Source organism: Pseudomonas sp. IT-P171 (genome assembly GCF_949767765.1).
GTDB classification, from domain to species: domain Bacteria; phylum Pseudomonadota; class Gammaproteobacteria; order Pseudomonadales; family Pseudomonadaceae; genus Aquipseudomonas; species Aquipseudomonas fluorescens_B.
In genome coordinates this window covers 39,785-52,219 of the sequence record NZ_CATKQN010000013.1, presented here as the reverse complement: position 1 = coordinate 52,219, position 12,435 = coordinate 39,785, and the positions used below count along the sequence as shown (strand labels likewise).

Here is a 12,435-nt window from a genome sequence, read left to right as displayed (position 1 = left end):
TTTCAGCCGAGCCACAGGAGCCCGCCATGAGCGAATTCAAACGCATCCCCCCAGAACAGGCCCAGGCCCTGCGCGAACAAGGCGCGGTGGTGGTCGATGTTCGAGATCCTGCAACATATGCCGCGCTGCATATCGCCGGCTCGAAGCATCTGGACAACGTCTCCATCTCGGATTTCATCCGCGCCGCCGATCTTGATGCACCGACGGTCGTGGTCTGTTATCACGGCAATTCCAGCCAGAGCGCGGCGGCCTACCTGATCAGCCAGGGTTTCTCCGACGTCTACAGCATGGATGGCGGTTTTGAGCTGTGGCGTACGACTTATCCTTCGGAAACAGCACAAGGCTCTTCCGAATAATTTTTTTGTAACGCGCAAGCCCCCGGCTCCCGCGGGCTAGCGCGGTGGCAGACGAACGGTCAGCCACAACTAATTACGTATCCGCCCTTTACCTCCTGAATTCCCAACTATCCTTAAGCGCAGGCCATCCAAAACAGGGGAGAGCCGGTACACCGGCGCGCGGATCATCGGGAGTAGCTTTCGGAGTCGTCAGCTTCGAGAGAGTTCTGGGGGGTAAACAGCAACTGCCTGTTCGGTTGCTGCCAGCATCGACTGAATGATCCGGCGTCGGCTCCACGTATCGAGCGAGGTGACGTCATGAGTATCTTTAGCCACTTCCAACAACGCTTCGAGTCCACACGCCAGGAAGAACTCTCGCTACAAGAGTACCTGGAGCTGTGCAAAAACGACCGCAGCGCCTACGCTTCCGCCGCCGAGCGTCTCTTGCTGGCCATCGGAGAACCGGAGCTGCTCGACACCTCGACCAACTCGAGGCTTTCGCGAATCTTTTCCAACAAGGTAATCCGTCGCTATCCGGCCTTTGAAGACTTCCACGGGATGGAAGAATGCATCGACCAGATCGTCTCGTATTTCCGCCACGCCGCTCAGGGCCTGGAAGAGAAGAAACAGATCCTCTATCTGCTCGGCCCTGTCGGTGGCGGTAAATCGTCCCTGGCCGAGAAGCTGAAACAGCTGATCGAGAAGGTGCCTTTCTACGCGATCAAAGGCTCGCCGGTTTTCGAATCGCCCCTGGGTCTGTTCAACGCCACTGAAGATGGCGCGATCCTTGAGGAAGACTTCGGCATTCCGCGACGCTATCTCAACACCATCATGTCGCCATGGGCCACTAAACGCCTGGCCGAATTCGGTGGAGACATCAGCCAGTTCCGCGTGGTGAAACTCTATCCGTCGATCCTCAACCAGATCGCCGTGGCCAAAACCGAGCCGGGAGATGAAAACAACCAGGACATCTCGGCACTGGTGGGCAAGGTCGATATCCGCAAACTGGAAGAGTTCCCGCAGAACGACGCCGACGCCTACAGCTACTCGGGCGCACTGTGCCGGGCCAACCAGGGCCTGATGGAATTCGTCGAGATGTTCAAGGCGCCGATCAAGGTGCTGCACCCATTGCTGACCGCCACCCAGGAAGGCAACTACAACAGTACCGAAGGCCTGGGGGCGATTCCGTTTACCGGGATCCTGCTGGCCCACTCCAACGAATCGGAATGGCACACCTTCCGCAACAACAAGAACAACGAAGCCTTCATCGACCGGATCTACATCGTCAAAGTGCCGTACTGCCTGCGGGTCAGCGACGAAGTGAAGATCTACGACAAGCTTCTGTTCAACAGTTCTCTGGCCAAGGCGCATTGCGCGCCGGACACCCTGAAAATGCTGGCCCAGTTCACCGTGCTTTCACGCCTGAAGGAGCCGGAAAACTCCAACATCTATTCCAAGATGCGGGTGTATGACGGTGAAAACCTCAAGGACACCGATCCAAAGGCCAAGTCGATCCAGGAATACCGCGACAATGCGGGTGTCGACGAAGGCATGAACGGCCTGTCGACGCGCTTCGCGTTCAAGATTCTGTCGAAGGTCTTCAACTTCGATCCGCACGAAATCGCCGCCAACCCGGTGCACTTGCTCTACGTGCTGGAGCAACAGATCGAACAGGAGCAATTCCAGGCCGAAACCCGTGAACGCTACCTGCGGTTCCTCAAGGAATACCTGGCGCCGCGTTATATCGAGTTCATCGGCAAGGAAATCCAGACCGCCTACCTCGAGTCTTACAGCGAGTACGGCCAGAACATCTTCGATCGTTACGTGCTGTATGCCGACTTCTGGATCCAGGACCAGGAGTATCGCGACCCGGAAACCGGCGAGATTCTCAACCGCGTGGCACTGAACGAAGAACTGGAGAAAATCGAAAAACCGGCCGGTATCAGCAATCCGAAGGATTTCCGCAACGAAATCGTCAACTTTGTGCTGCGCGCCCGAGCCAACAACAACGGCAAGAACCCGACCTGGCTCAGCTACGAAAAACTGCGGGTGGTCATCGAGAAGAAAATGTTCTCCAACACCGAGGACCTCCTGCCGGTCATCAGCTTCAACGCCAAGGCCAGCAAAGAGGACCAGCAAAAGCACAACGACTTCGTCACACGGATGGTCGAGCGGGGCTACACCGACAAACAGGTACGACTGCTGTCCGAGTGGTACTTGCGGGTCAGAAAATCACAATAACCCGCTGCCGGTCAGACCGGTTGTCGTCAGCCAGAGACCTGTGTGCGCATTTTCTGTTACACAGGCCTCTGGAAGGTGTTCGAAAGTCGGTAGCGAGTTCAGGCAGCATCCAAAGCGCTTGGGGGAGCGTTGAATATCCCTTGGCTCCCGGTCCGATGCTGCATCACCGCTCGCCCCTTTCAGGACAGCTTCTAAGGAGCAGTCATGAGCTATGTGATCGACCGACGTCTCAATGGCAAGAACAAGAGCACGGTAAACCGCCAGCGGTTTCTGCGGCGTTACCGTGATCACATCAAGAAGGCTGTCGAAGAGGCGGTCAGCCGGCGTTCCATTACCGATATGGAACACGGCGAGCAGATCAGCATTCCCGGCCGCGACATCGACGAGCCGGTGCTTCACCACGGTCGCGGTGGCAAGCAGACCGTCGTACACCCGGGCAACAAGGAATTCACCAGCGGCGAGCACATCGCCCGTCCACCCGGAGGCGGCGGTGGCAGAGGCCCGGGCAAGGCCGGCAACTCCGGTGAAGGAATGGACGAATTCGTCTTTCAGATCACCCAGGAAGAATTCCTCGAGTTCATGTTCGAGGACCTTGAGCTGCCGAACCTGGTCAAGCGTAACCTGACCGGCACCGATACCTTCAAGACCGTACGCGCCGGGATCAGTAACGAAGGCAACCCGTCGCGGATCAACATCATCCGCACCTTGCGTTCGGCCCATGCACGGCGCATTGCCCTGTCCGGCAGCAGCCGGGCGAAACTGCGTGAAGCCAAAGAGGAATTGCTGCGGCTGAAGCAGGAAGAACCAGACAACTTCGGCGATATTCAGGAAATCGAGGCAGAAATCGAAAAACTCAGTGCGCGCATTCATCGCGTACCGTTCCTCGATACCTTCGACCTCAAGTACAACCTGCTGATCAAGCAACCCAACCCCAGCTCGAAGGCCGTGATGTTCTGCCTGATGGACGTGTCCGGCTCCATGACCCAGGCAACCAAAGACATCGCCAAGCGCTTCTTTATCCTGCTGTACCTGTTCCTCAAGCGTAACTACGACAAGATCGACGTCGTGTTCATCCGCCACCACACCAGCGCCAGGGAGGTCGATGAGGAAGAGTTTTTCTACTCCCGCGAAACCGGCGGCACCATCGTTTCCAGCGCGTTGAAACTGATGCAGGAGATCATGGCCGAACGCTATCCGAGCAACGAGTGGAACATCTATGCCGCGCAAGCCTCCGACGGCGACAACTGGAATGACGACTCGCCAATCTGCCGTGACATCCTGATCAACCAGATCATGCCGTTTGTGCAGTACTACACTTACGTTGAGATCACCCCGCGCGAACACCAGGCCTTGTGGTTCGAATACGAACGCATCGCCGAAGCCTTTTCTGACACTTTTGCCCAGCAACAACTGGTCTCGGCCGGGGATATCTATCCGGTCTTCCGTGAACTCTTCCAGCGCAGGTTAGTGACATGACCGCCAAAGAGCAGAAGCGCCAACCCATTTCCACCGGCTCAGAATGGACGTTCGAGCTGATCCAGGCCTACGACCGCGAAATCAGCCGTATCGCGGCTCGCTACGCCCTCGATACCTACCCCAACCAGATCGAAGTAATCACAGCCGAGCAGATGATGGACGCCTACGCCTCTGTGGGCATGCCACTGGGGTATCACCACTGGTCATACGGCAAACACTTCCTCAGCACCGAGAAATCCTACTCTCGCGGCCAGATGGGGCTGGCCTACGAGATCGTGATCAACTCTGACCCGTGCATTGCCTATCTGATGGAAGAAAACACCATCTGCATGCAGGCCCTGGTGGTGGCCCATGCCTGCTACGGGCACAACAGCTTCTTCAAAGGCAATTACCTGTTCCGCACCTGGACCGACGCCAGTTCGATCATCGATTATCTGGTGTTCGCCAAGCAGTACATCATGCAATGCGAAGAGCGCCACGGCATCGATGCGGTCGAGGACCTGCTGGACTCCTGCCATGCGCTGATGAACTACGGGGTAGACCGCTACAAACGCCCTTACCCGATATCCGCCGAAGAGGAACGTCGTCGGCAAAAGGATCGGGAAGAGCATTTACAGAAGCAGATCAACGATCTGTGGCGCACCATTCCAAAAGGCGCGGACAAGTACAGCGACAAGGACAACGCGCGCTTCCCCGCCGAACCTCAGGAAAACATCCTGTACTTCATCGAAAAACATGCGCCGCTGCTGGAACCGTGGCAGCGCGAGATCGTACGCATCGTGCGCAAGATCGCGCAGTACTTCTATCCACAACGCCAGACCCAGGTGATGAACGAAGGCTGGGCCACGTTCTGGCATTACACCTTGATGAACGATCTGTACGACGAAGGCCTGGTCACCGACGGTTTCATGATGGAGTTCCTGACGTCCCACACCAGCGTGGTCTTTCAGCCGGGTTTCGACAGCCCGTACTACAACGGCATCAACCCCTACACCCTGGGCTTTGCGATGTACCGGGATATCCGGCGCATGTGTGAACACCCGACCGAAGAGGATTACCGCTGGTTCCCGGAAATCGCCGGTACCGATTGGCTATCGAGCATCAAGTTCGCCATGAGCAGCTTCAAGGATGAGAGTTTCATCCTGCAGTACCTTTCACCCAAGGTCATCCGCGACCTGAAGTTGTTCAGCATTCTCGATGACGACCAGAAGGACGATCTACTGGTGCCGGCCATTCACGATGAAGACGGCTACCGCACTATCCGTGAAACCCTGGCAGCGCAGTACAACCTGGGCAATCGCGAGCCCAACATCCAGATCTACAGCATCGACCGCCGTGGCGATCGCTCCCTGACCCTTCGTCACCAGCAACACGACCGCAAACCGCTGGGCGAGTCTACCGAGGAAGTGCTCAAGCACTTGCACCGTCTCTGGGGCTTCGACATTCACTTGGAAACCCTGCAAGGGGATCAGGTGATGAAAACCCACCATGTTCCGCCCAGAAGCGAGCACAACGAAGGCGATTACGGCCGGCTGGACCTGGCTGTCATCCATCTTTGATCCGGTTTCTGCCTCCGGAAGTTCGACGCAACGGTTATTCTGTCGAGCTAACGGAGGTTTTTTATGCAGATTTATAAAGTCGGCGGTGCGGTTCGTGATCGGCTGCTGGGCAAGCCTGTCACCGATATCGACTGGGTCGTGGTCGGGGCCACCACTGAAGAAATGCTCGCCAAGGGCTTTCGCCCGGTAGGAGCGGACTTCCCGGTGTTTCTTCATCCGAAAAGCGGTGAGGAATACGCCCTCGCCCGGACCGAACGTAAAAGCGGACGCGGCTATGGCGGCTTCACCTTTCACGCCAGCCCCGAAGTGACGCTTGAAGAAGACCTGATCCGTCGTGACCTGACAATCAACGCCATGGCCGAAGACGATCAGCAGAAGCTGACAGACCCCTATCATGGCCAACGCGACCTCGAGGCTCGCTTGCTTCGTCACGTTTCCCCCGCATTTGCCGAAGATCCCCTCCGTGTTCTGCGTGTTGCGCGCTTCGCCGCACGATATGCCGAGCTTGGCTTTACCGTTGCACCAGAGACGCTGGAGCTGATGCGTGAGCTCAGCGAGTCAGGAGAACTCGAAGCGCTGACAGCAGAACGCAGCTGGAAGGAAATTTCCCGCGCACTGATGGAAGATCAGCCACAAGTGTTCATCCAGGTACTGCGCGACTGCGCCGCGCTGAAGGTGCTGATGCCGGAAGTCGACGCACTGTTCGGTGTCCCGCAGCCCGAAGCCCACCACCCGGAAATCGACACGGGCGCCCACACCTTGAGCGTGCTCGAACAAGCTGCACTGCACAAACAGCCGCTGACTGTGCGCTGGGCCTGCCTGCTGCATGACCTGGGGAAAGGACTGACGCCGGAAGAAGAATGGCCCCGGCACATCGCACACGAACACAAGGGCCTGAAGCTGATCAAAGCAGTCAATGAACGCTTCAAGGCGCCGAAGGACTGTCAGGAGCTGGCGCTGCTGGTGGGCCAATTTCACACTCACGGGCATCGCGCTCTTGAGCTAAAGCCTTCGACCTTGCTGGAGTTGTTGCAGAGTTTCGATGTTTACCGTCGGCCACAGCGGTTTGAAGAGTTTATTGCGGCGTGTGAAATGGACGCACGTGGGCGCAAAGGGCTGGAGCAGAGAAGTTATCCACAGGCGGATTATTTGCGTGGCGCGGCGAATGCTGCGCGAAGCGTGGCGGTTCAGCCGTTGCTGGAGAAGGGATTCAAGGGGCCGGAGCTGGGTGAGGCGATCAAGCGCGAGCGGCTCAAGGCGCTGAAAGCCTACAAGGAACAAATCTAAGCAAGATCAAGAGATCGCAGCCTTTGGCAGCTCCTACACAGGAATATGCGTTTTTCTGTAGGAGCTGCCGAAGGCTGCGATCTTTTGCCTTAAAGGATACTGGACGGGGTCAGCTGCACGCCGCGCCACTCAAACGCCACTGGCGCCAACACTTGATCAATCTGCGCTTCACTCCACAACGTCGCGAAGCTTTTGCCCACACCCGGATGCACACGATCCGGCGCAATCAGCGACAACGGCCACAGCACAAAGGCATTTTTCAGAATCTCGGCACGCGGCAGAATCAAACCATCGAAGTTGCCCACCAGGTCACCGAACAGCAACACGTCGATATCCAGTGGCAAACCCTTGCGGTCCGGCGCATAGCGGCCATTGTCCGCCTCAATGAATTTCAACCGGCGGTCCAACTCCATCAGCGGCAGATCGGTGTAAGCCGAAACCACAAAATTGAAGAACGGCCCGCTCTTGATCCCCACGGGCTGGCTTTCGAACACCGCCGAGCAGCGTATATCCACCAGAAAACCCGCCAGGGCTTCCAGGCCAGCCTGCAAATGGGTTTCGCGCTCGATATTGCTACCGAGCCCGAGATACACCTGAGTCAGCGACATCCGCGCTCGATCTCCACGCCCACACCACCGGTGGCCGCCGGGACGGCGCCTGGCTTGGTCAACTTGAGGCGCATCCAGGTGATGTTGAATTCGCTCATCAGCACTTCCACCAGTCGCTCGGCAAAGGTCTCGACCAGCTGGAACTGCGCCTGCTCGGCAAAGGCCTGGATGCGCGACGAAACGCTCGCGTAATCGAGCGCCAGGGTCAGGTCGTCACCGGCCGCGGCCGGGCGATTATCCCAGGCGAAGCTCAGATCAAGACGCAGGCACTGTCGGATGCCACGCTCCCAGTCGTAGGCACCAATCACGGTGTCGACTTCCAGGCCCTCGATAAACACTCTGTCCAAGCACTCTTCTCCGCTGCACGACAAGGGCGCAATGCGCCGTTAGAATCAGGGCGTCCTCGCCCGGAATAGTTAGCATGTTTTGGTTACTGGCGACCTTCGCCTACCTGCTCGGCTCTCTGTCCTTCGCCATTTTGCTCAGCCGCCTGACCGGTAACCCCGATCCGCGAATGAGTGGCTCGGGCAATGCCGGCGCCACCAACATGTTGCGCCTGGCCGGCAAGAAACTCGCCATCCTGACCCTCATCGGCGACCTCTGCAAAGGCCTGCTGCCGGTGTTGATCGCAGGCATTGCGGGCCTTTCGCTGCAAGAACAGGCCTGGATCGGCGTTTGCGCCGTCATCGGTCACCTGTTCCCCCTGTACTTTCGCTTTCGCGGCGGCAAGGGCGTCGCCACCGCCGCTGGCATGTTGCTGGGCCTTTACCCGCCTGCGGCCTTGCTGGCAGTCTGCGCGTGGCTGCTGACGTTCTTCCTGACCCGCACCAGCTCACTCGCCGCCCTGATCGCCACACCACTTACCCTGCCGCTGCTGGCCTGGCAAGAACCGGCGGCATTGCTGCCCATGAGCGCACTTACGGGGCTGATCGTCTGGCGTCATCGCGGCAATCTACGCGACCTGTTTGCCGGGCGCGAACGGCATTTTTAGATACCGCACGTGAGCGCCGCTCATCACAGCCCCGACAATTGCTCCATCGGCCAGCGCGCCTGAACGCTGATCGCCAGGCTTTCATGCTGACCGGCCTGCAAACGCTGGCAGCCAGCGAACGCGATCATCGCGCCATTGTCGGTGCAGAACTCCGGACGGGCGTAAAAGACGTCGCCCTTCAGGTCGCCGAGCATTTTCTCCAGAGAAGAACGCAGCGCCTTGTTCGCGCTGACGCCGCCAGCGATCACCAGACGCTTCATACCCGCCTGTTTCAGGGCACGCTTGCACTTGATGGTCAAAGTCTCCACCACGGCCTGCTGGAACGCCAGCGCGATGTCGCAACGGGCTTGCTCGCTGTCGTCCCCGGCGTTGACGCTCTGCTGCCAGGTGTTCAGGGCAAATGTCTTCAGGCCGCTGAAGCTGAATGCCAGCCCCGGGCGGTCGCACATCGGACGCGGAAAGGTGAAACGCCCTGCAACGCCCTGTTCCGCCAGGCGAGCGATTTCCGGACCGCCCGGATAATTCAGCCCCATCATCTTTGCCGTCTTGTCGAACGCTTCACCGGCCGCATCATCAAGGGTCTCGCCCAAGAGCGTGTATTGACCGATCCCGTCGACCTGAACCAGCTGCGTATGACCGCCGGACACCAACAAAGCGACGAACGGGAACTCTGGTGGTTTCGACTCCAGCATTGGCGCCAGCAAGTGGCCTTCCATGTGGTGCACGCCGAGGGCCGGAATGCCCCAGGCAAAGGCCAGCGCCTGAGCGCAGGAAGCCCCCACCAGCAGCGCACCAACCAGCCCGGGGCCCGCGGTGTAAGCAATCGCATCGATCTCGGTCGGCACGCAGTCAGCTTCAGCCAACACCTGACGAATCAAGGGCAGCATGCGTTTGACGTGATCGCGCGACGCCAGCTCCGGCACCACGCCACCATAGGCGCGATGCAGGTCGATCTGGCTGAACAACGCATCGGCCAGCAGGCCGCGTTCACTGTCGTATAATGCGACACCTGTCTCGTCGCAAGAGGTTTCTAAGCCCAGTACTAGCATGGGTTTGCGCCCTGTTTAGGCTGAATTCGAAGGCGCGCATAATAGTCGCCACGGGATGCGCCGACTAGCGGTTTTCGATCAGAGGCTTTGCATTCCGGTCGATGAGGGGTTAACATCCGCAACCCTTAAAAACCGACGTCTTCAAGTGCTCTTTTGCCGCGAGGATGTTGACCCCGGTAATGAATGAAGGTAGCTCTGGATGCCAGCCGTCAAAGTAAAAGAGAACGAACCCTTCGACGTAGCTCTGCGTCGTTTCAAGCGCTCCTGCGAAAAAGCCGGTGTACTGGCTGAAGTTCGTAGCCGCGAATTTTACGAGAAGCCAACTTCTGAGCGTAAGCGCAAAGCAGCAGCCGCTGTTAAGCGTCACGCCAAGAAAGTTCAGCGCGAACAGCGCCGCGCCGTTCGTCTGTACTAATACACAGACGATCGTAGCAAGCTTCTGCCAAGCCCGGCCCTCAGCCGGGCTTATGGCATTTGCGGAAATCGCTTGATGCTTCACCGTCAAAGCCGCACATGCGACCGAGACAAACCCGCTTCACAGCGTCAGACCTGGCTCTTTTGCCAGCGGTGCACGTCTTTTCTGACGAGCCTTCCAAGGCTACTGACGAGCACACCCACTGATTCCTCTCACGACGATCAGCCCAAGGCACCTTCTTGCGTGCCCGCTTATGAGCTATCCGAGGCCATCGACTGGCCGCAGCGGATTCAGCGAAACACTTTCAAATAGTCGAATACTGATTGGCATTAACGTCAGTGGATTTTCGGCAGATACACTTCCCGACAGCGATTACGCAGACGACACTGGTCGAGCCGCACATTTTGCGCGCCTCAAACTACGACCTGTATTCGGCCGCCCTTCGTTTCGGGTCCATTTCAGCGCAGATGACGAGAACGCCATGGCCGGGCTAATTCCCCAGAGCTTCATTGACGACCTTCTGAACCGCACCGACATCGTCGATGTGGTCAGCTCGCGCCTGCAACTGAAAAAGGCCGGCAAGAACTACACTGCCTGCTGCCCGTTCCACAAAGAGAAAACCCCCTCCTTCAGCGTCAGTCCCGACAAGCAGTTCTATTACTGCTTCGGCTGCGGCGCTGGCGGAAACGCCCTCGGCTTCATGATGGACCACGACAACCTGGACTTCATCCAGGCTGTCGAAGAACTGGCCAAAGCCGCCGGCATGGAAATCCCCCGCGAAGAAAGCGGCCGGCCGCACAAACCGCGGCAGCCGACCGATTCGCCGCTATACCCGCTTCTCACCGCCGCCGCCGATTTCTACCGCCAGGCACTGAAAAGCCATCCATCGCGTAAAGCCGCCGTGGATTACCTGAAGGGTCGCGGACTGACCGGCGAGATTGCCCGGGATTTTGGCCTCGGTTTCGCCCCGCCTGGCTGGGACAATCTGTTCAAGCACTTGAGCAGCGACACCCTGCAACAGAAAGCCATGGTCGATGCCGGCCTGCTGATCGAAAACGCCGAAACCGGCAAACGCTATGACCGCTTCCGCGATCGCGTGATGTTTCCGATCCGCGACAGCCGCGGGCGCATCATCGCTTTCGGCGGCCGGGTACTGGGCGATGACAAACCGAAATACCTGAACTCACCGGAAACCCCGGTATTCCATAAGGGCCAGGAACTCTACGGCCTTTATGAAGCACGCAAAAACAACCGCAATCTCGATGAAATCATCGTCGTCGAAGGCTACATGGATGTCATAGCCCTCGCCCAACAAGGCTTGCGCAATGCCGTCGCCACGCTGGGCACCGCCACCAGCGAAGAGCATTTGAAACGACTGTTTCGCGTTGTGCCCAACGTGTTGTTCTGCTTCGACGGCGACCAGGCTGGCCGCAACGCCGCGTGGCGAGCGCTGGAGGCCACCCTGCCCTGCCTGCAAGACGGGCGCCGTGCACGTTTCCTGTTCCTGCCTGAGGGCGAGGACCCGGACACGCTGGTCCGCTCCGAAGGCACTGACGCGTTCCGCGCGCGAATCAATCAGCACGCACAGCCACTGGCAGATTATTTCTTTCAGCAGCTGACCGAGGAATCCGATCCGCGCTCGCTCGAAGGCAAGGCCCACATGGCCACCCTCGCCGCGCCGCTGATCGACAAGGTCCCGGGTGCGAACCTACGCATCCTGATGCGTCAGCGCCTGACCGAAATCACCGGCCTCAGCGGCGAAGCCGTGAGCCAACTGGTACAAAGCGCGCCTCAAGACGCGCCACCGGCCTACGACCCGGGCATCGATTACGACGCCATGCCGGACTACAGCGACTACCATCAGCCGCAGGCACAAGAGATGTATGTGCCGCAGCAGGAATGGACGCCGAAGAAACCCGGTGCCGGCGGCAAGAAATGGGACAAGAAACCCTGGGACAAGAATGGCAAGCGTGGCGGTGATCGCGATCAACCGAGCGCTCCGCGCACACCGATTGCCGTGGAAGCCCCGACACTGATTGCACTTCGCACACTCATTCATCACCCGGAACTGGCCGGCAAGGTAGAAACCGCCGATCACTTCGCCAATGAGAGCAACACCTACGCACAACTGCTGGTGGCCCTTATCGAGGCGGTGCAAAAAAATCCTAAGCTAAACTCAATTCAGTTAATGGCCCGCTGGCACGGGACTGAACAGGGACGTCTGCTCAAAGCATTGGCGGAAAAGGAATGGCTGATTAAGGGCGATAACCTTGAACAACAGTTTTTAGACACCATTACTAGGCTATCAGCCGGTCAACACACCGATAGCCTTGAAGCACTTATCAGAAAAGCAAGGCAGCCAGGATTGACCGCAGAGGAAGCAAATCAGATCGCAAATCAGATGCGCGACCTATTAAAACGCAATATGGCTACACCAAACCCGACCTCAACTGGCGCGTGAGGTCATAGCTCAG

11 protein-coding genes are annotated in these 12,435 nt (G+C 58.3%); 8 read left to right on the top strand and 3 right to left on the bottom strand.

Annotated features, from left to right (window positions below; all coding sequences use genetic code 11):
- Positions 1 to 26: 26 nt before the first annotated feature.
- From glpE to ACM6I5_RS13180, 5 genes are all read left to right on the top strand, one after another.
- Positions 27 to 356 carry a thiosulfate sulfurtransferase GlpE gene (gene glpE, locus ACM6I5_RS13200; RefSeq protein WP_017341118.1) on the top strand — a complete coding sequence of 110 codons (330 nt, stop codon included), beginning with the start codon at positions 27 to 29 and terminating at the stop codon, positions 354 to 356.
- A gap of 297 nt (positions 357 to 653) precedes the next feature.
- Positions 654 to 2,576: a PrkA family serine protein kinase gene (locus ACM6I5_RS13195; RefSeq protein WP_017341119.1), complete on the top strand. Its 1,923-nt coding sequence runs from the start codon at positions 654 to 656 to the stop codon at positions 2,574 to 2,576.
- A 204-nt stretch (positions 2,577 to 2,780) separates the two neighbouring features.
- The gene (locus ACM6I5_RS13190) at positions 2,781 to 4,052 is read left to right on the top strand and encodes a YeaH/YhbH family protein (RefSeq protein WP_007980218.1); all 1,272 of its coding nucleotides are present in this window, start codon (positions 2,781 to 2,783) and stop codon (positions 4,050 to 4,052) included.
- Positions 4,049 to 5,611, top strand: a complete 1,563-nt coding sequence (locus tag ACM6I5_RS13185; RefSeq protein WP_017341121.1) for a SpoVR family protein — start codon at positions 4,049 to 4,051, stop codon at positions 5,609 to 5,611. The genes ACM6I5_RS13190 and ACM6I5_RS13185 overlap by 4 nt, the downstream gene beginning before the upstream one ends.
- 63 nt (positions 5,612 to 5,674) lie before the next feature.
- A complete protein-coding gene (locus ACM6I5_RS13180; RefSeq protein WP_017341122.1) occupies positions 5,675 to 6,898 on the top strand; it encodes a multifunctional CCA addition/repair protein in 1,224 nt (407 codons plus the stop codon).
- 89 nt (positions 6,899 to 6,987) lie between these two features.
- On the opposite strand, the gene folK is transcribed toward ACM6I5_RS13180, so the two are convergent.
- Together folK and folB are read right to left on the bottom strand one after the other, a co-directional pair.
- On the bottom strand, positions 6,988 to 7,506 hold the full coding sequence (gene folK, locus ACM6I5_RS13175) for a 2-amino-4-hydroxy-6-hydroxymethyldihydropteridine diphosphokinase (protein WP_414884035.1): 519 nt from the start codon (positions 7,504 to 7,506) through the stop codon (positions 6,988 to 6,990).
- Positions 7,497 to 7,853 (bottom strand): dihydroneopterin aldolase, encoded by a 357-nt coding sequence (folB, locus tag ACM6I5_RS13170; RefSeq protein ID WP_008027044.1) that lies wholly within the window; start codon positions 7,851 to 7,853, stop codon positions 7,497 to 7,499. The genes folK and folB overlap by 10 nt, the downstream gene beginning before the upstream one ends.
- A gap of 74 nt (positions 7,854 to 7,927) precedes the next feature.
- Here folB and plsY point away from each other — a divergent pair, with 74 nt between their 5' ends.
- Complete coding sequence (gene plsY / locus ACM6I5_RS13165; protein ID WP_017341125.1) at positions 7,928 to 8,497, top strand: glycerol-3-phosphate 1-O-acyltransferase PlsY; 570 nt, start codon at positions 7,928 to 7,930, stop codon at positions 8,495 to 8,497.
- 23 nt (positions 8,498 to 8,520) lie between these two features.
- Here plsY and tsaD read toward each other — a convergent pair whose 3' ends face one another.
- Positions 8,521 to 9,546, bottom strand: a complete 1,026-nt coding sequence (gene tsaD / locus ACM6I5_RS13160; RefSeq protein ID WP_017341126.1) for a tRNA (adenosine(37)-N6)-threonylcarbamoyltransferase complex transferase subunit TsaD — start codon at positions 9,544 to 9,546, stop codon at positions 8,521 to 8,523.
- A 199-nt stretch (positions 9,547 to 9,745) separates the two neighbouring features.
- On the opposite strand from tsaD, the gene rpsU reads away from it, so the two are divergent.
- Together rpsU and dnaG are read left to right on the top strand one after the other, a co-directional pair.
- Positions 9,746 to 9,961, top strand: coding sequence for a 30S ribosomal protein S21 (gene rpsU / locus ACM6I5_RS13155; RefSeq protein WP_002551877.1), 216 nt, complete (start codon positions 9,746 to 9,748; stop codon positions 9,959 to 9,961).
- 481 nt (positions 9,962 to 10,442) lie between these two features.
- Positions 10,443 to 12,422, top strand: a complete 1,980-nt coding sequence (gene dnaG, locus ACM6I5_RS13150) for a DNA primase (protein WP_017341127.1) — start codon at positions 10,443 to 10,445, stop codon at positions 12,420 to 12,422.
- Positions 12,423 to 12,435: the final 13 nt, after the last annotated feature.

Coding starts and splice junctions, on each gene's coding strand:
- glpE (WP_017341118.1), top strand. CDS start 27: ATGAGCGAATTCAAACGCATCCCCCCAGAACAGGCCCAGGCCCTGCGC.
- ACM6I5_RS13195 (WP_017341119.1), top strand. CDS start 654: ATGAGTATCTTTAGCCACTTCCAACAACGCTTCGAGTCCACACGCCAG.
- ACM6I5_RS13190 (WP_007980218.1), top strand. CDS start 2,781: ATGAGCTATGTGATCGACCGACGTCTCAATGGCAAGAACAAGAGCACG.
- ACM6I5_RS13185 (WP_017341121.1), top strand. CDS start 4,049: ATGACCGCCAAAGAGCAGAAGCGCCAACCCATTTCCACCGGCTCAGAA.
- ACM6I5_RS13180 (WP_017341122.1), top strand. CDS start 5,675: ATGCAGATTTATAAAGTCGGCGGTGCGGTTCGTGATCGGCTGCTGGGC.
- folK (WP_414884035.1), bottom strand. CDS start 7,506: ATGTCGCTGACTCAGGTGTATCTCGGGCTCGGTAGCAATATCGAGCGC.
- plsY (WP_017341125.1), top strand. CDS start 7,928: ATGTTTTGGTTACTGGCGACCTTCGCCTACCTGCTCGGCTCTCTGTCC.
- tsaD (WP_017341126.1), bottom strand. CDS start 9,546: ATGCTAGTACTGGGCTTAGAAACCTCTTGCGACGAGACAGGTGTCGCA.
- rpsU (WP_002551877.1), top strand. CDS start 9,746: ATGCCAGCCGTCAAAGTAAAAGAGAACGAACCCTTCGACGTAGCTCTG.
- dnaG (WP_017341127.1), top strand. CDS start 10,443: ATGGCCGGGCTAATTCCCCAGAGCTTCATTGACGACCTTCTGAACCGC.